This is a genomic window from Streptomyces sp. NPDC026589, assembly GCF_040638385.1.
Lineage (GTDB): Bacteria > Actinomycetota > Actinomycetes > Streptomycetales > Streptomycetaceae > Streptomyces.
The window spans coordinates 77,423-98,762 of record NZ_JBEZYG010000016.1 but is presented as its reverse complement, the minus strand read 5'-3'; the positions used below and the strand labels follow the sequence as shown (position 1 = coordinate 98,762).

The window sequence follows — 21,340 nt, the reverse complement described above, 5'->3', positions numbered from 1 at the left end:
GCTACGCGTCTTCGCGGCTACTCCTCCGCTCCTCGACGACGTCGGCGACGACGCACGCCACGTTGTCGGGCCCGCCCGCCTCGCGGGCCAGGCCGACCAGCCGGCGTACGGCCTCCTCCGGGTCCTCCGCCGCGATGACCGCGGCCCTCAGCTCCGCCACGTCCACCACTGCGGACAGCCCGTCCGAACAGAGCAGATAGCGGTCCCCTGCCATCACCTCCCGCAAACTGACGTCGGGGCGGCTCGCCACGGCCACCGCAGCGGACCGCGCCTCCCCGACCAGCGCCTTCAACAGCAGTGCGGGCCCCGGGTGGGAAGCGGCCTCCTCCCTGCTCAGCGAACCGTCGTCGATCATCGACTGGACCAGGCTGTGGTCATGCGTGATCCGGAACAGCTCCCCGCCCCGCAGCAGATAGGCCCGCGAGTCCCCGATGTGCACGAGGCCGAGCCGCGATCCGGTCCACAGCATCGCGGTGAGCGTGGTACCCGAACCGTCCGGGGCCGCACAGGACGCGACCGCGTCCCGGACCGCCCGCGAAGCGGAATCCGCCGTGTCCTCCAGCGCGTTCAGCAGATCCGCCGCGGACAGCGCACCCTCCCGGACGCCCCACGCGGAGGGCTTGAGCGCCTCGATCGCCGCCGCACTCGCCTCGGCCCCGCGCTCCCCGAAGCCGTCGGCGACCGCCAGCAGCCGTGGCCCCGCGAACGCCGCGTCCTGGTTCGCCGTACGCACCGCCCCGGTGTCGGTCAGCGCCGCACACCGGATCACGAGCGGCACCGCCCCCACACCGCTACCTGTGTCTCCTGTGTTGCCCGTACTCCCCCTACTCCCCGTACTCCACGTGTTGCCCGTATTGCCCGTTTTACCCGGTATCCGCGACATGACCCTGCCCTCCGCTGACAGATGGTCGACGAGGTACATCGCCAGATCGCGCCGGGCCGCCGTCTCGGCCTCCACCCGCGCCCAGTAGGCCCGGATCTCCACGGCCGCGGCGCCCGCGTCGAGCGCCACAACACGGCCGATCCGGCTCAGGGGCATGCCGATCCTGCGCAGCCACGCCACGAGCCGGGCCCCCTCCGCCTGCACCGGGTCGTAGTACCGGTAACCGTTCACCGGGTCGACCAGGGCGGGCCGGAGCAGCCCCAGCTCGTCGTAGCGCCGGAGCGCCTTGGCGGAGAGCCGGGACAACCGGGCGAACTCCCCGATCGTCACCAGCTCTCCGCTCGCGGCGCCCACCGCGCGGCCTTCGCGTTCCACCCCGTACCTCCTCGTACCGGGCGCCTTCCGCCCGGCCCCACCGATCCTGGGGCTTCCCCTGCGGGGAAGGTCAAGGGCGCACGCGGCGGAGGATCCGCGGCTCACGGGCGGGCGCGCGGCCGGGCGAACCTGCCCGTGCGCCGCGGGTCACTTCCGGTTGTAGAGCCGCATCGTCACCGCGCCGAAGACCACCAGAAGCACCCCGGACCAGCCCAGCGTCCAGGCGATGTCGGAGGCCGGCCAATTGCCCTGCATCAGCTCACGCACCGCCGTGCCGAGGTGGGTGACCGGGCTGTTGTTCACGAAGACCTGGAGCCAGCCCGGCATCGTCTTCGGGTCGACGAAGACATTGCTGAGGAACGTCAGCGGGAAGATCACCATCATGCTGACGCCCATCACCGACTTCTCGGAGCGCAGCAGCAGCCCGAACATGGTCCAGATCCAGGAGAAGGAGAACGAGAACACGACCAGCAGAACGACACCGGCCAGTACACCGAGCACACCGCCGTCCGGACGGAACCCGATGATCATGCCGACAGCGAGCATCACCGCCGACGCCAGCAGATAGCGCAGGACGTCGCCGAGCAGATAGCCGACCATCGGAGCGGGCCGCCAGATCGGCAGCGTGCGGAACCGGTCGAAGACGCCCTTGGCGATGTCCGTGTTCACCGCGATACCCGTGTACATCGTGATCATCACGACGCTCATCACCATGATGCCGGGCAGCAGGAACTGGATGTACTCCTCCGTGGAGCCGGCCAGCGCCCCTCCGAAGAGGTACGTGTACATCAGGACCAGCATGATCGGGAAAGCCGTCACGTCGAAGAGCTGTTCCGGCACGTGCTTGATCTTCAGCATGGCGCGCCAGCCGAAGGTCATCGATGCCGACAGGGCGCTGGGCCTCGGTGGGCGCTCCTGGCCCACCAGGAGCGCCGAGAGGCGTTCCTGGTCCGGCGCGGCGAGCTCGACGCCCTCCAGCTCCGTCTTGGCGGTCGCGGTGCTCATGCCGCCACTCCCTTCTTGTCCGTGAGTGCGAGGAAGACCTCGTCGAGGCTGGGCTGTCCCAGCGAGAAGTTGTCGACCGTGATGCCGCGACGGGCCAGCTCGGCCAGGGCACGCCCGGCCTGCTCCGCGGCCCCCTGCTCGGTGCTCTGCCCGTCGACCCGGGCGGTCAGCGCCACCGGGTCCGCGTCCAGCTGGACCTCCGCGTTCAGCGCGAGCGCCAACACCTGCTGCGCCTCGGCCCGCTGGTCGGCGTCCCGCAGCCGCAGATGGACGGTGCCGGCGCCGACGGACGCCTTGAGCTCGCCCTTCGTTCCCTCGGCGATGACCTTGCCGTGGTCGATCACCGCGATCCGGGAGGCCAGTTGGTCGGCCTCGTCCAGATACTGGGTGGTCAGCAGGACCGTGGTGCCGTGGGCGACGACCGCCCGCACGATGTCCCACACCTGGTTGCGGCTGCGGGGGTCGAGTCCGGTGGTCGGCTCGTCCAGGAACAGCACGTCCGGGGTGTTCAGGATGGACGCGGCGATGTCGATGCGCCGCCGCATGCCTCCCGAGTAGTTCTTCACCTGCTTGCCCGCCGCCTCGCTCAGCCCGAATCCTTCGAGCAGCTGGGCCGCCCGGTCGCGGGCCGCCGGCTTGGAGTGGCCGAGCAGCCGGGCGAGCAGGACGAGGTTCTCCGCCCCGGTCAGGTCCTCGTCCACCGAGGCGTACTGCCCGGTCAGGCTGACCCGGCTGCGGACCGCGTCGGCTTCCTTCACGACGTCCTTGCCGAACACCCGGGCCGTGCCGCCGTCGGGGCGCAGCAGGGTCGCGAGCATGCGGACGGCGGTGGTCTTCCCGGCGCCGTTGGGTCCGAGGACGCCGTAGACGGTGCCGGTGGGGACGGCGAGGTCGATGCCGTCCACCGCACGGTTGTCGCCGAAGACCTTCACCAGCCCCGTGGTCTCGATGGCCAGTTCAGTGCTCATGATCCATTCCTTGTGGGTCGTCGGAGGAGGTCGGTGATCCGCGTCTGGTTCCGGGAGCTCATGAGACGTACGGGCGGACGGCGCGCGCCTCGCGCAGGGCCCAGCCCCACCAGCCGAGCTGGTCGAGCATCAGCCCCACGGACCGGTCCCGGCCGGTGTCACCGGGGTGCCCCTCCAGCGGCTGCCGGAGGAAGTCGAGCGCGACCCCGTTCCTCAGGGTCACCGTGTGCAGCTCGGTGAAGACCGTCCTCAGCTGCTCCACGGCGTACAGCCCGGCGGAACCGTGTCCGTAGCTCACGAAGGCGACCGGCTTGGTCTGCCACTCCTCGTACGCGAAGTCGATGGCCTGCTTCAGGGAGGCGGGGAACGAGCGGTTGTACTCGGGGGTGACCACGACGAAGGCCTCGGCCCTGGCGATCTCCTCGGTGAAATCCGTCATCTGCTCGGTCGCCCGCCCGGGATAGTGCACGGGGAAGTCGTAATCGGCGAGATCCAGCACGGCGAGGTCCAGCTCGCTCCGGTCCTGGGCCCGCTCCATGAACCAGCGGCCGACCGCGTCGCCGACGCGGCCCTCGCGGGTGCTGCCGATGATCACCGCCACGCGCAGGGGGAGGCCGCTCCCCGCGTCCCGGCGCCCGTCGACGCTCTCGTCCGCGCTCGCACCGGTGCTCCCGTCCGTCGTCATCACTCGCTCCTCCTCCCGCGACTTCCGCCGCCGCCTCGCGGACCTCCGGGGCCTCCCGTCCGGCCCGGCCCGTTCCGCTCCCTCACCTCTTGGGCGCCAGACGCGGGGGCGCGGCCGCCAGATTGAATCTGGCGGCCGCGCACGCGGTCGGAAAGGACCGGAACCCGGTCCCGGACGGCGGACGGGATTCACGTCTCCCGCGTGTAGAAGACGTAGAACGAGACGCAGAGGACGCCCGCCCCGACCACCAGACCCAGAACGGTCGACCTCAGCACGCTGGTGTCGGTGAGGCTCACCAGGAAGCCGATGGCGCACGCGGTCAGCGCGCCGTACGCGGCTGCCCGCAGTTCGCGCGGCAGCGAGCGCTGGATCCGGCCCAGCGCGAAGCAGAGGGACGCGAGAGCGACACCGGAGACGAGCCCCAGCAGGGCCTGCCCGCCGGTGCTGGGACCGCCGTCTCGACGGATGAACGCCGCGTAGAAGCCGTAGGCCACGCCGAGCGCCAGGGGCAGCGCCCAGGCGAGCGGGGTGTGGTGGCGGGGCCGCGCATGGGCGCGGGAACCGCTTCGGCCGGGCATGGCTGCGTGTGTGGCCATCGCGGACAGCTCCTTCCGTCGCCCCCGTCGCACGCCCCCGTTCCTCCAGAGCACACCCGACCGCGCCGCCCGGCAACTCGAATGGCGTACGGCTGGGAGCGGCCCGGCCCCGTACGGGATTCCCTGGAGGGGTGCGGACCTCTCCCTCGGCGATCCCGGCGTCCACCGCGGCCTTCTCGGCGCTCCTGCTCGTTCTGCTCGCCGTCCTCGTGCCGCTGAGCGCGCTCTCCGCCTGGGTCGACCTGGAGATCGACGACACCGACCGGTACGTCGCCGCCGTGTCACCGCTCTCCTCCGACCCAGCGGTGCGAAGCACCGTCGCGGACCTGGTCACCGAGGAGGCGATGCGGCAGATCGACCTCGGCCCGCTCCAGGACACGGTCCGGGAGTTCCTGCACGAGACCGTGCGGTCGTTCACCACCACCGAGGCCTTCGGGAACGCCTGGGACACCGCGAACCGGACCGCCCACAAGGCCGTGGCAGCCGCCCTGGACGGCGACAGCGGGGAGGCCGTGACGATCGATCTGGCTCCGGTGATCGATCAGGTCAAACAGGATCTGGTCCGTGACGGCGTGCCGTTCGCCGACCGGATCCCGGTCGAGCGGACGGAGATCACCGTGCTCGGCCCCGGTCAGGCCGACGACCTCAGGAGCTCGTTCCGCTGGCTCCGCTACTGCAGCATCTGGCCGGCCGTCGCCACACTGGTGTTCCTCGTCCTGGTGGTGGGCATCGCCACCGTACGGCGTGGGCCGCGGGCCGGGCTGTGGGCCACCGCGACCGTGGGCGCCGGGTTCGTGCTCGGTGCGATCGTGCTCCGGGTGCTGGTCGCGGTCGGCCGGAGCCGGGTGCTGGACGAGGTGCCGGCCAGCGACCGGGACGCGGCCGCCGCCGTAATCGACGCTCTGACCGCCTCCCTGCGGACCACGGTGTGGGCGGTGCTGGCGGTCGGTGCGGCCCTGCTGGTGGGTGCGGTGCTGGCCCGGTGGCTCCTGCGGAGCAAGCGGTCCGCGGCCGATGTGCGATGAGACGCGTGGGCAGAGGTCCCGGGGTGCGCGGGGGCAGAGGTCCCCCGGCATGCGGGTGGGGCGACCGGCCCGGTGTTTCACGTGAAACACCCGGCGGCGTCCTCAGCGCTCCGGCGGCTGTCCTTGAAGGCGTTCCATCTCCCGGCGGTCGCGCTTGGTCGGACGGCCCGCGCCCCGGTCCCGTACGGGGACCTGGATCGCGATCTCGCGGGGCGGCGGGGGCGGACTGTTGTCGACGAAGCACTCCACGGCCGCCGGCGGGCCGACCCGCTTCTTCACGATCTTCGAGACAACGACCACCCGGTCCCGCCCCGCGTGCCGGAGCCGCACCTCGTCGCCGACGCGTACGGCCTGGGCGGGCTTGGCCCGCTCGCCGCCGACCTTCACATGTCCCGCCCGGCAGGCGGCGGCCGCCTGGGCACGGGTCTTCGTCAGCCGGACCGACCAGATCCACACGTCGACCCGGACGCTTCCCTCCGCCTGCGGCGCGTCACCGGAAACCATGGGTCCGACTGTAATGCGGACCGGTGGTGGGCGGGCGGCAATAAGGCCGCCCGCCCACCGGACCTCACACGCCGATGTCGCGCCCGTCCCTGCGCCAGACGGCGACGACCGAGGGGCGGACGATCTTGCCCGGGCCGTCGGGCCAGACGCTCGCCGGCTTCTCGACGGAAGCCCCGTCGATCTCGCCCGGGTGCTGGACCGCGACCAGGACCCGGCGGTCCTGGATGACCGGGCCGCAGGTCTCGGCCCCGGCCGGGACGGTCAGGAACTGCTTCAGCTCGCCACGCCGGTCACCCTGGGTCGCCACGCCGAACAGGCCGTCGTGCGAGTCCAGCTTGTTGCCGTCCGTGGAGATCCACAGGTTGCCGTGGTCGTCGAACGCCACGTTGTCCGGGCAGGAGATGGGGCTGACGTTCTCCTTGGGGAAGCCGGCGAAGTACGTCGACGGGTCGTCCGGGTCGCCCGCCACGAGGAACAGCCGCCAGGCGAATCCGTCACCCGCCGGGTCGTCCCAGTTCTCCGCGAGCTCCAGGATCTGCCCGTGCTTGTTGTTGTTGCGCGGGTTGGCCTCGTCCGCACCGGCCTTGCCCGCCTTGCCGCGGTCCGTGTTGTTGGTGAGCGCCACGTACACCCGGCCGGTGCGCGGCGAGGGCTCGACGTCCTCGGGGCGGTCCATCTTGGTCGCGCCGACCTTGTCACCGGCGAGGCGCGTGTAGACGTACACCTCGTCGGCGGTCATGCCGGGCACATGCGACGTGGTGCCGGTGGCCAGCGGGATCCAGACGCCGCTGCCGTCGAACTCCCCGTCGCTGGGGAGCTTTCCGGTGCCGTCGATCTCGGTGACCGGCGAGTCGCCGCTCAGCTTGGCGACGTACAGGGTGCCCTCGTCCAGCAGCGTCAGGTTGTGCTCGCGGGCCGCCCGCGAGTTGCCCTTCTTCATCCGCTTGCTGGAGACGAACTTGTAGAGGTAGTCGAACTTCTCGTCATCGCCCATGTAGACGACCGGACGGCCGTCGGAGGTGAGCCGGGGCTCTGCCGCCTCGTGCTTGAACCGGCCCAGCGCGGTCCGCTTGCGCGGGGTGGAGTCCGGGTCGTACGGGTCGAGTTCGACGACCCAGCCGAAGCGGTTGGCCTCGTTGGGCTCCTTCGCCAGGTCGAACCGGCGGTCGAACCGCTCCCACTTGCGCTCGGTGGCGCTCGTGCCGATCCCGTACCGCTTGTGCATGTCGGTGTTGCCGTTGGCGAAGTACTGGTTGAAGTTCTCCTCGCCGTGCAGCGTGGTGCCCCACGGAGTGGTGCCGCCCGCGCAGTTGTTGAGGGTCCCGAGCACCTTGCGGCCGGACCGGTCCGCCGAGGTGCGCAGCAGGGTGCTGCCCGCGGCCGGGCCCGTCATGCGGAACTCGCTGGTCGCGGTCAGACGGCGGTTCAACGGGTGCCGGTTGACCGGCCCCAGCCTGCCGGTGCGGTGCTCCTCCTGGACGACGACCACGGAGAGTCCGTGCGCCGCCCAGGCGATCTCCACCTGCTCCCGGGTCGGGTTGGCCGGATCGTAACCGCGGAACATGAGGATCTCGTCCGTGTACTCATGGTTCGCGACCATGACCTGCCGGCCGCGCTCGCCGCGCAGCGGGAGCAGGGAGAGGAAGTCGTTGTTGTAGCCGAACTGGCCGGCCTGGGCCTTCGCCGTCTGCTTGTCCGGGTTGAAGGCGGGCGCGCCGCGCAGGATCGGCTCGCCCCAGCGGATCACCACGTTCTGGGCGTATCCGTCGGGGATGGTGACCTTGTCGTCCTTGTTGGGCGCGACCGGCGAGAACCGCAGGCCACGCGCACCGGACGGGGCCGGTTTGTGGGGGTGGCCCGGTTTGTGCCCGTGTCCGGCGAGCGCGGCGGCCTCGGCCTGCGGGGCGCTCGGGCCGGTCAGGACCGCGGTGCCGGCGGCGGTGGCGACGGTGACCACGGCGGCGGCGCGCATCATCGAGCGGCGCGACACGGCACCGGCGATGATGTCGCCGGCGTACTCGTTGTCGCTGTTGTTGGGCGTCTCCTTGAAGCAGGCGTCCCCGCAGCGGAAGCGGCAGGTCAGCGCGGAACGCCCACCGGGATGCGAGCTGATGAACGGCAGCAGGTTGCGCACGTGGATTCCCTCCGTCTGGTGTCGTGCGTGACGGTATGTGTGCCCCCACGCGGTCCGAGGGACTCCCGGTGAACGGCGGGTGAAGTCCGGGCCACCGCTGTTCCCTTGGGGGCCGGTGGTGGACACCGTCGTGGACTCGGTCCGGGAACGGTTTCGGCTCGGTTGACGCAGGGGTGGGCCGCACCGACGAACGGCCGGATCCGGCCGCTAACCTTACGTATCCGTCCTGGCCAGGGATGAATTCACCCAGGTCGGACATTCACCGCACCCAACTCATGCGAAAGGCCTCGCCCATGGGCATTCGGAGCTTGCTGCGTAAGGTGTTCGGCCGCACGGAGCAGGACGAGCCGACCACGGCCACCGTCCCGCCCCAGGCCGAGCGCGTTCAGCCCAAGGAGTCGGAGCCGGAGACCACTTCGGCGGCCGAGCCCGCGGCGGAGCCGAAGGCGTCGATCCCGGCCCCGGCCTCGCCCTCGTCCCCCACCTCGTCCTCCACGCCCTCCGCGTCCGCCACGGAGACGCCGTCCACAACGTCCCCGGCTTCCCCCGCCGCCGATGCCACGGAGCGTGACGGCTCGCTGGCCGCCGACCTGGTGGCGGAGGCCTTCGACAAGGCGGCAGCCGCACCGAAGTCGCCGACCGTCCCCGCGCAGAAGTCGGCCCCGGAAGACGCTCCGAAGGCGGAGAAGCCCGAGGCACCCGTGGCCGCCGAGGAAGCCGTCAAGGCCGAGGAGCCGGTGGCCGCCGAGGAGCCCGTCAAGGCCGAGGAGCCCGAGTCGACGCCGGAGCCGATCACGATCGACCTCGACCTCGACGAAACCCCGGTGCCCGCACCGGAGCCGCAGGCCAAGCCGGAAGCGGCAGCGGAGGCGGAGGCGGAGGCGGAGGCAGAAGCGGAAGCCACCCCCGAAGCAGCGGAGGCAAAGGCCCCTGAGACCGCCCCCGAGGCGCCTCAGGCCGCCCCTGAGGCACCCGAGGCCCCCCAGGCCCCCGAGACCTCAGTGGCACCGGCAGCCGCAGAGGCCCCTGAGACCGCAGAGACGCCGGCCGTCGCAGAGACCCCGGCGCCCCCTGCCGCACCGCAGCCCGTCGCCCCCGCATCCGAACCCGTCGTCGCCACCCCGGAGCCGGCCGCCACCACTCCGGAACCCGTCGTCGCCACCCCGGAACCGGTCGCCACCACCCCCGAGCCCGTCGTCGCCACCCCGGAACCCGTCGTCGCCACCGCGCCGGAAGCCGCCCCCGGCAAGCCCGCCACCACGCTCGCGCGGGTCAAGTCGCGTGCTCCGCAGCTCGTCGCCCCGTACAAGGCGGCGCAGACGGCGCTCAAGGCGCACGGGCTGACCGGGCTCCGCGCCCGCGTCTATCTGGTGCTCGACCGCTCCGGCTCGATGCGGCCGTTCTACAAGGACGGCAGCGCCCAGCACCTGGGCGACCGGACGCTCGCGCTCGCCGCGCACCTGGACGAGGACCCCACCGTGCCGGTCGTCTTCTTCTCGACGGACATCGACGGCACCGGGTCCATCGAGCTCTCCGGCCACGAGGGCCGCGTCGACGAGCTGCACGCGGGCCTCGGCCGCCTGGGCCGGACGCACTACCACCGTGCGGTCGAGGAGATCGTCGCGCACTACGAGAAGACCGAGGCCACCGGCCCGGCTCTCGTGATCTTCCAGACGGACGGCCCGCCGGACGCCAAGCAGGCCGCCCGGCAGGCCCTCACGGAGGCGGCGCGGCTGCCGCTGTTCTTCCAGTTCGTCGCCTTCGGCGAGCAGGACGCGAAGGGCTTCGACTTCCTGCGGAAGCTCGACGCCCCGAACACCGGCTTCTTCCACGCGGGCCCCGCGCCCCGCGAGGTCGCGGACGCCGAGCTCTACCGCGAGATCCTCGCCGGGCTGCCGGCCTGGACCGCCGCGCGCGCGGGCGGCTCCGACGCCTGATCGACCGGCAGCCGTACGGTCACGGCGAGACCACCGCCCTCCGGGCCCGGTATCGCCGTGACCGTACCGCCGTGGGCCACCGCGATCGACCGGACGATCGACAGACCGAGGCCCGACCCCGGGCCCATCCGGTCCCGGCCCTCGCCCCGTCGGAACGGCTCGAAGAACCCCGCGATATCGGCCTCCGCGACCACCGGCCCGGTATTGCGCACCAGCAGGGCCCCCTTCCCGGTCAGCGAGACCTCCACCGAGCCGCCCGGCACGTTGTACGTGACCGCGTTGGCGAGCAGATTCGCCACCAGCTGGGCGAGCAGCAGCCGGTTGCCGCGCACGGAGCAGGCGGCCACCACGACGTCCACGGCCGGCCCGCCGCCCCGCACCGGGTCCTCCGGTCCTCCGCCCGCCGCTCCCCGCCCCTCCGGGCCGCCGCTCGCGCCCCGTACCGCCGGACGGCGGGCCGCCTCCTCCCTGACCACGTGGTCGAGACGGACCGCCTCGCGCTCGTCCGCGGCCAGTCCCCGTTCGCTGCGAGCCAGCACCAGCAGCCCTTCGATGAGCCGCTCGCTGCGCCGGTTGGTGTCCAGCAGGGTCTGCCGGGTGCGTACGAGGTCCTCGGGGGACGGATCGTCCAGGCCGATCTGGATCGCGGCGCGCTGGGTGGCCAGCGGGGTCCTCAGCTCGTGCGAGGCGTTCGCGATGAATCTCTGCTGGCTGTCGAACGCCTTCTCCAGCCGGGCCAGCAGGGCGTCCAGCGTCTCGCCCAGCTCCTTGAGCTCGTCGTCGGGCCCGGTGGGCGCCATGCGCTCGTGCAGGGTGTGCGCGGAGAGCCGGCGAGCCTTCTCGGTCATGTCGTGGACGGGTCGCAGCACCCGCCCGGCGGTCCACCAGCCCACCGCGACCGCGCAGCCCGTCATCACGAGCAGGGCGGCGATCGACCAGTACAGGAGCTGTTGCCCCGCCGCGTTGCTGACGTTGTCGGTGAGGTCGTAGACGGTGGGCGGCCCCAGGTGCCGACGGGAGATCAGCGGACCGTTCACCGCGTAGCCGGGCTGGGCGACGGCGGCGGACGAGGCGATGGAGCGCGCCTCGGTCTCCGTGCCGGCGCGGGAGGCCAGGTTTACGGTGGCCAGCAGGGCGGTGCCGAGCACCAGGAAGACGCCGCCGTACACGAGGGCGATCCGGGTCCGGATCGTCGAGTGCGGCAGCTTCGAGGCGTCCACCAGCCGCCGCGGGGACGGCCGCTTCACAGGGCGTACCCGACGCCCTGCACGGTACGGATCAGCGCGGGCTCGCCGAGCTTGGCGCGGAGCTTGCTCATACAGACGCGCACGGCGCCCGTGAACGGGTCGGCGTTGGCGTCCCAGGCCCGCTCCAGCAGCTCTTCCGCGCTGACCGTGCCGCCGTCGGCCTCCAGGAGCAGTTGCAGCACGGTGAACTCCTTCGGCGAGAGGTCCAGATCCCGGCCGTCGCGGAGCGCGGAGCGCCGTACGGTGTCGAGCCGGATGCCGTGGCGCTCCAGCTGGGGCGGTACGGGTCTGGCGCTGCGGCGGCGCAGAGCGCGCACCCGGGAGACCAGCTCGGGGAACTCGAACGGCTTGGCCACGTAGTCGTCGGCCCCCAGATCGAGCCCGGCGACCCGGTCCTCCATGGTGCCCGAGGCGGTGAGCATCAGGATCCGGGTGCGGGAGCCGGAGGCGACCAGCCGGCGGGCCACGTCGTCGCCGTGCACCCGGGGGAGGTCGCGGTCGAGCACGACGACGTCGTAGTCGTGCAGGCCGAGGTAGGCGAGGGCCGCGTCCCCGCTGTACACCGTGTCGACCGCGAAGCCGGCCCGGCGCAGTCCGGTGGCGACCAGCTCCGCGAGGATCTCCTCGTCCTCGGCGACCAGTACCCGCATGGTGATGTCCCCTGCCTCGTGCACGCTTGTCCGCTCCCTCCCAGGATGCGACTTTCCTACGGGAACCATTACGGGAACGGATGTTTCGCAAAGCTCTCCACCGCATGCGCCGGGCTCTCCACCGGAGGCCGCCGCTCCGCCCGCACGGGGTTCCCGTTTATCGATGTGAGTGGATCTTGATCTGGCCGTTAGGATTTCGACCATGGCGGCCACTGGATCCGAGAAGCAGGGGGCGACGGCGTACTACGTCTCGACCCCCATCTACTACGTCAACGACGCTCCTCACCTGGGCCACGCCTACACGACCGTCGCAGGCGACGTGCTCACGCGCTGGCATCGCCAGCGCGGCGAGAAGGTGTGGTACCTCACCGGCACGGACGAGCACGGTCAGAAGATCATGCGCACGGCCGAGGCGAACGACGTCACGCCCCAGGCCTGGTGCGACAAGCTCGTCGAGGAGGCGTGGAAGCCCCTCTGGGAGCATCTGAACATCGCGAACGACGACTTCATCCGGACGACGGAGAAGCGGCACACCGACCGTGTGCAGGAGTTCGTGCAGGACCTGTACGACAAGGACGAGATCTACAAGGGCGGTTACGAGGGCCCGTACTGCGTGGGTTGCGAGGAGTACAAGCTCCCCGGCGATCTGATCGACGGCGAGGGCGAGTTCGCCGGGCAGAAGCTCTGTCCGATCCACAAGAAGCCGGTGGAGCTCCTCAAGGAGGAGAACTACTTCTTCAAGCTGAGCGAGTACGGCCCGAAGCTGCTGGAGTTCTACGCGGCGAACCCCGGCTTCATCCAGCCCGAGTCGGCGCGCAACGAGGTCGTGAACTTCGTCGAGCAGGGGCTCCAGGATCTGTCGATCTCGCGCTCGACGTTCGACTGGGGCGTCCCGGTGCCGTGGGACGACAAGCACGTCATCTACGTGTGGATCGACGCGCTGCTCAACTACGCGACGGCCGTGGGCTACGGCGCGAACCAGGAGAAGTTCGACGGTACGTTCCCGGCGAACGTGCACCTGATCGGCAAGGACATCCTCCGCTTCCACTCGGTGATCTGGCCCGCGATGCTGATGGCGCAGGGCCTGCCGCTGCCCGGCAAGGTCGTCGCCAACGGCTGGCTGATGGTCGGCGGCGAGAAGATGTCCAAGTCCAACCTGACCGGCATCAAGCCGCAGGACCTGACCTCGCACTTCGGCGTGGACGCGTACCGCTGGTACTTCCTGCGGGCCATCGCGTACGGCAGCGACGGGTCGTTCTCCTGGGAGGACTTCACCGCCCGCTACACCTCCGAGCTGGCCAACGACTACGGCAACCTCGCCTCGCGGGTCGCGGCGATGGTCGGCAAGTACTTCGGCGGTGCGCTGCCGGAGGCGACGGCCGCCGGTGACGCCGAGCGGGCCGTGCGGGAGGGCCTGGCGAAGGCCGTGGCGACCGCTGACCGGAACATCGGTGAGGAGCTGGACTTCCAGTCCGGCATCCTGGCGGTGTTCGACTTCGTGAAGCAGGTCAACGGCTACATCACGGAGCAGGAGCCGTGGAAGGTGGCCAAGGACACCAGCCCGGAGGGCCAGGCTCGCCTGGCGACCATTCTGTACACGGCCGCCGAGTCCCTGCGCGGGGTCGCGGTCCTGCTCAACCCGGTGATGCCCGAGACCTCGCAGAGGCTCTGGGAGTCCCTGGGCGCCGAGGAGTCCCTGGGCGCGCTGGCCGACCAGAGGGTCCAGGACGCGGGCACGTGGGGCGTACTGCCCGTGGGCGCGACGGTGACGAAGGGCGCGGTGCTGTTCCCGCGCCTGGAGGAGAAGCCCGCGTAGCGCGTTCGTACGCACGAGGAGCCCGGGATCGTGAACAACGGTCCCGGGCTCCTCGCGTTCCGGCTTCGGGTCAGCGCGTCCAGTTCTTGAGCGGCTCGGTGTCCAGCTCGATCCCGACCGGGTCGGGGAGGGTGACGGTCTTGCCGTACGGAACCGTCACGACCTGCTCGTAACGCACGCCGTCGGGCTCCGAGTGGACCTTCACCTCACAGCTGTCCCGGTCGATCAGCAGGTAGACGGGGATGCCGGTCTCAGCGTACGCGCGCGGCTTCTCGACGCGGTCGCGGCGGTCGGTGTCCTCGTCGTACGAGGTGACCTCGACGACCATGAGGACGTCGTCGGGGCTGGCCCATTCGCCCTGGCCGACGAACGTGTCGATGGGGGCGAGCACAGCGTCGGGGCGGGCGTTGCCCTCGCCGTCGGTCTCGGTCCGTAGCCCCTGGTACGCGTGGAGCCATCGGTCCGGATACGCCTGCAGGCACAAGCGCGTCAACCAAGCGATGATCTGCCCGCGGTTCCCGTCGGGCCGGGCCTTGACCTCCAGTTTCCCGTGCACGAACTCCAGCCACGGCGCCTCCTCGACCCGCCTGGCATGACGGGCCAGGTCCTCGAAGACGTCCTGTGTCAGGACGCGGCTCTCGATCACGTTCGCTACGACCTCTTCCTGTGCGGGATCACCGAGTCGCCAGGCCACCTGGAAACACCGCCAGCGTACGGATGCGCTCCCCACCCGTACGCCCGAGTCACCGCCCCAGCCTCGCCGCGTCCCCCATCACGATCACCGGGTTCATCGCCGGGTCCAGCGTGCGCAGCAGCTCCTCCATACGCTCTTCCGGGATGGAGACACAGCCCTGGGTGGGACCGCCGTGGTCGACGTGGATCCAGATGCCGCCGCCGCGTTCGAGGCCGAGCGGGCGGGTGCGGTCCAGGGGGCTGACGCCCGCCGTGCGGTTGTAGTTGATCGCGACGACGTAGTCGAAGGAGCCCTCCAGCGGTTCTCCGAAGAACCCCTCGCCGTCCACCGCGAACCGGGGGTGCTCGTCGTACGGCAGCAGCGCTCCCGGGTCGGGGAGCCGCCCGCCCGCGTCGGTGAGCGCGTAGACGCCCGTGGGGGACCTCCGGTCGCCCGCAACGTGGTGGTCCGTCCAGCCCTCCATGCCGTTGTGCGCCGGCCAGGGCCCCAGGACCGGCTGCCAGCTCTTCGCCGGGCCCTCTCGGCTGTACAGGACCGCGCCCGCCTGGTGGGAGTCGGCCGACTCGCCGGACACGACGAACACCTGCCGTGCCTCGGCGGGGACCTGGGCCAGCGTCTCCGGTCCCAGACCGGGGATCTCGGCGGGGCTCGGCGCGGGCTCCGGGCTGGGCGATGCCCGGCGTACGGAGGCGGCGTCGGACTCCGGGCCTGCGGCGCCCTGCCCCGGAGCTCCTACGGGAGCCTTCGCGGGAGCGGCGCCGGAGGCACAGCCGGCGAGCAGCAGGGCCAGGACGAGGAGCGGTGCGGCAAACAGGGCGGGCGGGCGGCGTGGGACGGACACGGTGGCGGGCTCCTCGGGTGGCGGCGGACGGCGCGACGCGGCAAGGGGGTGTGAGAGGGGTGTCTCGGTGCCAGTCTTTGCCCGGCCCGGCCCGGCCGAACCCGAACCGGGGCCATCCGGCTGTACCGCGTCGCCCTGACCGCGCAGCCCTGCCGTCACCGGCACTCCGCCGCTTGCGACGAAACAGCCCCCGATCAGGTGATCGGGGGCTGTTTCACGTGAAACATCCGTGGAGCGGAGCCGTGCGGGCTACTTCTCCGTGGGCTTCTCCGACGCGCCCGCGCCCTTCGCCGCGACCGGCTTGCGCGGCTGGATGTTCAGCTCGCGCAGGCGGGTCTCGTCCAGCTCGCTCGGGGCGCCCATCATGAGGTCCTGGGCGTTGCCGTTGAGCGGGAAGGCGATCGTCTCGCGAATGTTGGGCTCGTCGGCGAGCAGCATCACGATGCGGTCGATGCCCGGGGCGATGCCGCCGTGCGGCGGGGCGCCGAGACGGAACGCACGGAGCACGCCCGCGAACTCGCGCTCGACGGTCTCGCGGTCGTAACCGGCGATCTCGAAGGCCTTGAGCATCAGCTCGGGCTCGTGGTTACGGATGGCTCCCGAGGACAACTCGATGCCGTTGCAGACGATGTCGTACTGCCAAGCGAGGATGGAGAGCGGGTCCTTCTCCTCCAGGTCGGCGAGGCCGCCCTGGGGCATCGAGAAGGGGTTGTGCGAGAAGTCGATCTTCCCGGTCTCCTCGTCCTTCTCGTACATCGGGAAGTCGACGACCCAGCAGAACCGGAAGACGCCCTCCTCGAAGTGGCCGGCGCGCTTGGCGGCCTCGACCCGGACCGCCGACATGATCTTGGAGACCTCGTCGAACTCGCCGGCGCCGAAGAAGACGGCGTGGCCCGGGACCAGCGAGAGGCGCTCGGTGAGCGTCTTGACGTCGGTCTCGGTGAGGAACTTGGCGATCGGTCCGGCCAGCGTCCCGTCCTCGCCCACGCGCACCCAGGCCAGGCCCTTGGCGCCGTGCTCGACGGCGTACTCACCGAGGCCGTCGAAGAACTTCCGGGACTGGCCCGCGGTGTCCGGGACCGGCAGCGCGCGGACGTGCTTGCCGGCGAACGCCTTGAACCCGGAGTCGGCGAAGACGTCCGAGATGTCGACGAGCTCCAGCTTGGCGCGCAGGTCCGGCTTGTCGTTGCCGTACTTCAGCATCGACTCGCGGAACGGGATGCGCGGGAACGGCGAGGTGACCTCGCGGCCGTTGCCGAACTCGGTGAAGAGCTCGGTCATCAGCTTCTCGATCGGCTGGAAGACGTCCTCCTGCTCGACGAAGGACATCTCGACGTCGAGCTGGTAGAACTCGCCCGGGGAGCGGTCCGCGCGGGCGTCCTCGTCGCGGAAGCAGGGCGCGATCTGGAAGTAGCGGTCGAAGCCCGAGATCATCAGCAGCTGCTTGAACTGCTGCGGGGCCTGCGGCAGCGCGTAGAACTTGCCGGGGTTCAGCCGGGACGGGACGACGAAGTCACGGGCGCCCTCGGGGGAGGTCGCGGTGAGGATCGGGGTCGCCATCTCGTTGAAGCCGAGGGCCACCATCTTGGAGCGGATGGAGGCGATCACGGCCGAGCGCAGCATGATGTTGCGGTGCATGCGCTCGCGGCGCAGGTCGAGGAAGCGGTACTCCAGGCGCCGCTCCTCGTTGACGCCGTCCTCGGCGTTGATCGTGAAGGGCAGCGGGCCGGCCTCGCCGAGCACCTCGACCTCGGTGACCTCGATCTCGATCTCGCCGGTCGGCAGCTCCGGGTTGACGTTGTCGGCTCCGCGCGCGGAGACCTTGCCGTCGATCCGGACGACGGTCTCCTTGGTGAGCTTCGCCAGGGCCTCGTTGCCGGGGGTGCCGGGGCGGGCGACGAGCTGCACCAGACCGTAGTGGTCGCGCAGATCGATGAAGAGGATGCCACCCAGGTCTCGGCGATTGTGCAGCCAGCCGCTCAGCCGGACGTCGGTGCCGACGTCAGAGGCGCGGAGCTCGCCGCAGGTGTGGGACCTGTACCGATGCATCGTCGTTCATCCAGTCTTCGCGGTTGGGGGTGGATTGAGCTTCCCCAGGCTACCGCCCGGGGACGGGACGCTTCATTTCCCTTTACGTCGCCGTATCCGTCGGCCCCGGGGGCAGGTGGCGGCCCCTCGGTGGCGTCCGCCGAGCACATCTTCCTAAAGTGGGGCAATGCGCACCGAGGAAGTCCTGGCCGCGATCGCGACGGGCCTGTGGCGCTGGGACAACGCAGCCGGCACGGTCACGCTCGACGCGGAGGCGGCCCGGCTGCTCGGGCTGCCCGCCGAGCCAGGCAGCTACCGGGAGTCCACGGTGCGCTCCCGCTTCCACCCGGTCGACTGGAACGAGATCTACGCGGTGGTGAACCTCGCGGTCGCCGAGGGCACTCTCGCCGAGGCGCGGCTGCGGATCGTGGACGAGCGCGGCCGGGTGCTCCGTATCGTGCGCAGCCGGTCCAAACCGGTCGTGCCGCCGGACCGGGACGCCGACAGCTACGTCCTCTTCGGCACGCTCCAGGAGGTCGCCGAGGCGCAGCCCGGCTCCACCGACGCCGCCCACACGCCGATCACCGGGGACTGGCGCCGGTCCCGGGAGGCGTTCCTGCTGGACGCCGGGCGGGCGCTGGCCGAGGCCCGGTCCACCGCGGAGGTGCTGCGGGTCGCCGGTTCGCTCTCCATGCCCGGCTTCACCCCGGACGGCCTCGCGGTCTTCGGCTCCGCCGGGGAGCGGCTGACGATCATCGGGCACCACGGGCACAGCTCGGAGGACGAGGAGCCCTTCACCGACATGCCCCTGGAGACGGACTATCCGGCCGCCGAGGTCGTCCGCACGGGCCGGGCGATCTATCTCCCCTCCCCCGACGAGTACCGCCGCCGCTACCCGGCCACCTGGCCGCTCGCCCGGCGCTTCGGACGGCAGTCCTGGGCCTTTCTGCCCCTGGTCTCCTCCGGCCGCACGATGGGCGCCTGGATGGCGGGGTTCCGGCATCCGGTGGCGTTCTCCCCGGACGAGCGCGCGGTGCTCTCGACGGTCGCCCGCATGCTCGCCCAGGCCCTGGCCCGCGCCGGGGTGGCCGAGACGGAACGCGAGCTGTCACTCGGGCTCCAGCGCTCGATGATGCCGACCCTGGGCCCGCAGATCCCCGGCATGACGGTGGCCGCGCGGTACGTGCCGACCGGCGGCGGGCTCCAGGTGGGCGGCGACTGGTACGACATGATCCCGCTGCCCAACGGCCGCATCGCCCTGGTCATCGGCGACGTCCAGGGCCATGACGTGCGGGCCGCCGGGCTGATGGGCCAGCTCCGCATCGCGCTGCGCGCCTACGCCTCCGAGGGGCACCGCCCGGACGCGGTGCTCGCCCGGGCCTCGCGCTTCCTGTCCGGGCTCACCGACGCGTACGAGAGCGTCGAGGAGCCGACGACGCCGCGCTTCGCGACCTGCCTGTACGCGGAGGTGGACCCGGAGGCCGGGACCCTGGACATCGCCCGCGCGGGCCACCCCGACCCGGTGGTGATCAGCGCCGACGGGACCGCGGTGATCCGGCAGACGGCCGGCGGGCTGCCGCTCGGGATCGAGACGGACTCCGACTACCCCACGACCCGGGTCGTCCTGGAGCCCGGCGAGACGATCATGCTCTGCACTGACGGTCTCATCGAGACCGGCGGGCACGACATGGCCACCGGCTGGGACCGGCTGCGCCCGGTCCTGGAGGAGCCCGTCGAGGACCTGGAAGAGCTGGCCGACGCCCTGGTCCAGGCCGTGCACGGGCCGACCTCGCACTACACGACGGGGCCGCTCGCGGACCGGCGGGAGGACGACATCGCGGTCCTGGTGCTGCGGCGCGAGAGCATCTCCGCCCGGGAGACGCCGCCGCGCCGCAGCGTCATGACCATCGCGCAGGCCGAGCCCGAGCGGGTCTCGGTCGGCCGGCAGCTCGTGCGCGAACTGCTCCACGACTGGCACGACCCCGAGCAGGTCGACTCGGCGGTCCTGATGGTCTCCGAGATGGCCACCAACGTGCTCGTCCACACCGACGGGGACGCGCTGATGGTGGCGGAGATCTCCGGCGAGCACGGGAAGCGGCGGCTGCGCGTCGAGGTCGCCGACGCCAGCGACGAACTGCCGCACAAGCGGCGACCGGGCGAGATGGCGTCCAGCGGGCGGGGGCTGGTGCTGATGGAGATGCTGGCGGACGCGTGGGGGGTGGATCCGCGCGGGGAGGGGAAGTCGATCTGGTTCGAGCTGTACGAGTCGCCGGCGGAGAACGCGCGGCGGCCCGGCGCATAGGGCGCCCCGCACAGCCCGGCGACGCGCGTCGGCCCGCCCTCCGGGGAATCCGGTCCGTCGAACGGTGTACCCCTGTTTCGTCCTGCGGGGCGAGGACGGGCGCACGCTCCGTTCCTACGCTGGTCAAGACCCGTCAACGGCGCCCCGGCGCACGTTCGAAGGAGAGTGGCCACGCATGAAGAAGGCGTCGAAGAATCTGCTGGAAGGTGTCATCACCTTCGCTGTGGGTCTGGCCCTACGGCTGTTCACGGAGGGCGTGGAGACCCCCGTGATCACCCTGACGAAGGTGGGCGTCGTCCTGATGGTCGTCGGCGGGGTGTTCATCGTGCTGGGCCTGTTCCAGTCGATGCGCGGGGCGAACGCCGTCAAGCGCCACTAGGGCGTGTCGGCGTAGGGTCTCCGGCCGACGAGGGATCGCTCGCCGGGGCCGGGCCCGGATCGGGACGGGCCCCGTGCCCCCGGCCCGCAGAGCACGCGGGCCCACCTCCGTAGCGGTTCCGTCCTCAGACGCCGGACGGGCTGGGATCGCCGGGGTCACTGCCGGACGAACCCGAAGTGCTTCCGGGCGGCCCGGAAGAAGGCCCGAAGCCGTTGCGCAGCTCCCCCAGGACGCCGAAGGCCGCCGCGCACAGCGGCACGGCCAGCAGCATGCCGAGCAGGCCCGCCACGCTCGCGCCCGCCGTCAGCGCGATCATGATCATGGCGGGGTGCATCTGGACCGTACGGCTCTGGATCATCGGCTGGAGCACATGGCCCTCCAGCACCTGGACCGCGAGGACCACCCCCAGGACCCACAGGGCGATCACGAACCCCCGGTCGGCCAGCGCGACCAGCACCGCCACCGCGCCGGAGAGGAACGCCCCGAGGTACGGGATGTACGCGCCGACGAACACCAGCGCGCCGAGCCCCACCGCCCCGGGAACGTCCAGGACCAGCAGGCCCACCGTGATGCACACGGCGTCGATCAGGGCGATGAACGTGGTGCCGCGCATGAAGCCCTCGACGGCCTCGAACGCCCGGCGCCCCATGGCCTCGACCAGGTCCCCGGTGCCGCGCGGGGCCACCGAGTGGGCCAGATCGACCGCCCGGTCCGAATCGCGCAGGAAGAAGAAGGTCAGCAGCAGGGCCAGCACACTGGTCGCCACCAGCGAACCCACCAGGCTGATGCCGCTGAGCAGACCGCCCGCCGCGCTCGCCCCGAACTTCTCGACCAGGTTCTTCGCGTTGTCGGCCAGGTCGTCGAGGTCCGTGGCCCCCGCGATGTCCAGATGGTCCACGACCCACTGGCCGGCGTCCTTCAGCGAGTCGACGATCTGGGCGCCGGAGTCGACGAGAGCGGTGACGACGATGTACCCGGCGCCCCCGACCACCGCGATCAGGGCCGCGCAGGTCACCCCCGCGGCCAGCGACCGGTTGAGCCTGCGGGCGATGAGCCACCGGTGGACGGGGCCGAGCAGCGCGGTGCCGAGCAGGGCGAGCAGCACCGGGGTGACCGCGGTCTTGAGGACGACGACCAGCCAGATCGCGACGGCGGCGACGCCCAGGACGAGCAGGACGACACCGCACCAGGCGGCCGCGCGGCGGGCGCTCTCGGGAAGGAGGGGCTTGGGTGCGGGCACCCTCCCACCCGATCACGGGGCACGGTGGTCG

At 71.5% G+C, this 21,340-nt stretch carries 18 protein-coding genes; 5 read left to right on the top strand and 13 right to left on the bottom strand.

Going from position 1 to position 21,340, the window contains the following annotated elements; genetic code table 11:
* Position 1: 1 nt before the first annotated feature.
* The 5 genes from AB0F29_RS26460 to AB0F29_RS26440 all read right to left on the bottom strand — a co-directional run bounded on the left by AB0F29_RS26460 (position 2) and on the right by AB0F29_RS26440 (position 4,512).
* The gene (locus AB0F29_RS26460; RefSeq protein ID WP_361876609.1) at positions 2-1,258 is read right to left on the bottom strand and encodes a MerR family DNA-binding transcriptional regulator; all 1,257 of its coding nucleotides are present in this window, start codon (positions 1,256-1,258) and stop codon (positions 2-4) included.
* Positions 1,259-1,405: 147 nt separating this feature from the next.
* Complete coding sequence (locus AB0F29_RS26455; protein ID WP_361876606.1) at positions 1,406-2,263, bottom strand: ABC transporter permease; 858 nt, start codon at positions 2,261-2,263, stop codon at positions 1,406-1,408.
* Positions 2,260-3,231: an ATP-binding cassette domain-containing protein gene (locus tag AB0F29_RS26450; RefSeq protein WP_361876603.1), complete on the bottom strand. Its 972-nt coding sequence runs from the start codon at positions 3,229-3,231 to the stop codon at positions 2,260-2,262. The genes AB0F29_RS26455 and AB0F29_RS26450 overlap by 4 nt, the downstream gene beginning before the upstream one ends.
* Before the next feature lie 58 nt (positions 3,232-3,289).
* Positions 3,290-3,916 (bottom strand): NAD(P)H-dependent oxidoreductase, encoded by a 627-nt coding sequence (locus tag AB0F29_RS26445; RefSeq protein ID WP_361876600.1) that lies wholly within the window; start codon positions 3,914-3,916, stop codon positions 3,290-3,292.
* A 188-nt stretch (positions 3,917-4,104) separates the two neighbouring features.
* Entirely contained in the window at positions 4,105-4,512 is a 408-nt protein-coding gene (locus tag AB0F29_RS26440) for a hypothetical protein (protein WP_361876597.1), read from the bottom strand.
* A gap of 131 nt (positions 4,513-4,643) precedes the next feature.
* Here AB0F29_RS26440 and AB0F29_RS26435 point away from each other — a divergent pair, with 131 nt between their 5' ends.
* Positions 4,644-5,537 (top strand): hypothetical protein, encoded by an 894-nt coding sequence (locus tag AB0F29_RS26435; protein ID WP_361876594.1) that lies wholly within the window; start codon positions 4,644-4,646, stop codon positions 5,535-5,537.
* Positions 5,538-5,639: 102 nt separating this feature from the next.
* On the opposite strand, the gene AB0F29_RS26430 is transcribed toward AB0F29_RS26435, so the two are convergent.
* Both AB0F29_RS26430 and AB0F29_RS26425 read right to left on the bottom strand, forming a co-directional pair.
* Complete coding sequence (locus AB0F29_RS26430; RefSeq protein ID WP_361876591.1) at positions 5,640-6,041, bottom strand: S4 domain-containing protein; 402 nt, start codon at positions 6,039-6,041, stop codon at positions 5,640-5,642.
* 64 nt (positions 6,042-6,105) lie between these two features.
* The gene (locus tag AB0F29_RS26425; RefSeq protein ID WP_361876588.1) at positions 6,106-8,175 is read right to left on the bottom strand and encodes a PhoX family protein; all 2,070 of its coding nucleotides are present in this window, start codon (positions 8,173-8,175) and stop codon (positions 6,106-6,108) included.
* Positions 8,176-8,468: 293 nt separating this feature from the next.
* On the opposite strand from AB0F29_RS26425, the gene AB0F29_RS26420 reads away from it, so the two are divergent.
* Positions 8,469-10,112: a VWA domain-containing protein gene (locus tag AB0F29_RS26420; protein ID WP_361876585.1), complete on the top strand. Its 1,644-nt coding sequence runs from the start codon at positions 8,469-8,471 to the stop codon at positions 10,110-10,112.
* On the opposite strand, the gene AB0F29_RS26415 is transcribed toward AB0F29_RS26420, so the two are convergent.
* Entirely contained in the window at positions 10,046-11,359 is a 1,314-nt protein-coding gene (locus AB0F29_RS26415) for an ATP-binding protein (RefSeq protein WP_361876583.1), read from the bottom strand. The genes AB0F29_RS26420 and AB0F29_RS26415 overlap by 67 nt on opposite strands.
* The gene (locus AB0F29_RS26410; RefSeq protein WP_032752670.1) at positions 11,356-12,009 is read right to left on the bottom strand and encodes a response regulator transcription factor; all 654 of its coding nucleotides are present in this window, start codon (positions 12,007-12,009) and stop codon (positions 11,356-11,358) included. The genes AB0F29_RS26415 and AB0F29_RS26410 overlap by 4 nt, the downstream gene beginning before the upstream one ends.
* Positions 12,010-12,211: 202 nt before the next feature.
* Here AB0F29_RS26410 and metG point away from each other — a divergent pair, with 202 nt between their 5' ends.
* Positions 12,212-13,825: a methionine--tRNA ligase gene (gene metG / locus AB0F29_RS26405; RefSeq protein ID WP_361876580.1), complete on the top strand. Its 1,614-nt coding sequence runs from the start codon at positions 12,212-12,214 to the stop codon at positions 13,823-13,825.
* A gap of 70 nt (positions 13,826-13,895) precedes the next feature.
* Here the strand turns inward: metG and AB0F29_RS26400 are convergent, their stop codons facing one another.
* The 3 genes from AB0F29_RS26400 to aspS all read right to left on the bottom strand — a co-directional run bounded on the left by AB0F29_RS26400 (position 13,896) and on the right by aspS (position 17,409).
* Complete coding sequence (locus AB0F29_RS26400) at positions 13,896-14,471, bottom strand: Uma2 family endonuclease (protein WP_361876904.1); 576 nt, start codon at positions 14,469-14,471, stop codon at positions 13,896-13,898.
* 97 nt (positions 14,472-14,568) lie between these two features.
* Positions 14,569-15,360 (bottom strand): L,D-transpeptidase family protein, encoded by a 792-nt coding sequence (locus AB0F29_RS26395; protein ID WP_361876577.1) that lies wholly within the window; start codon positions 15,358-15,360, stop codon positions 14,569-14,571.
* 249 nt (positions 15,361-15,609) lie between these two features.
* Complete coding sequence (gene aspS / locus AB0F29_RS26390) at positions 15,610-17,409, bottom strand: aspartate--tRNA ligase (protein ID WP_361876574.1); 1,800 nt, start codon at positions 17,407-17,409, stop codon at positions 15,610-15,612.
* A gap of 166 nt (positions 17,410-17,575) precedes the next feature.
* Between aspS and AB0F29_RS26385 the strand changes: the two genes are divergently transcribed.
* Together AB0F29_RS26385 and AB0F29_RS26380 are read left to right on the top strand one after the other, a co-directional pair.
* Positions 17,576-19,690, top strand: coding sequence for a SpoIIE family protein phosphatase (locus AB0F29_RS26385; RefSeq protein WP_361876571.1), 2,115 nt, complete (start codon positions 17,576-17,578; stop codon positions 19,688-19,690).
* Between the two features lie 175 nt (positions 19,691-19,865).
* Positions 19,866-20,069: a DUF5708 family protein gene (locus tag AB0F29_RS26380; RefSeq protein ID WP_361876568.1), complete on the top strand. Its 204-nt coding sequence runs from the start codon at positions 19,866-19,868 to the stop codon at positions 20,067-20,069.
* A gap of 124 nt (positions 20,070-20,193) precedes the next feature.
* Here AB0F29_RS26380 and AB0F29_RS26375 read toward each other — a convergent pair whose 3' ends face one another.
* A complete protein-coding gene (locus AB0F29_RS26375; protein ID WP_361876565.1) occupies positions 20,194-21,309 on the bottom strand; it encodes an AI-2E family transporter in 1,116 nt (371 codons plus the stop codon).
* Positions 21,310-21,340 lie beyond the last annotated feature (31 nt).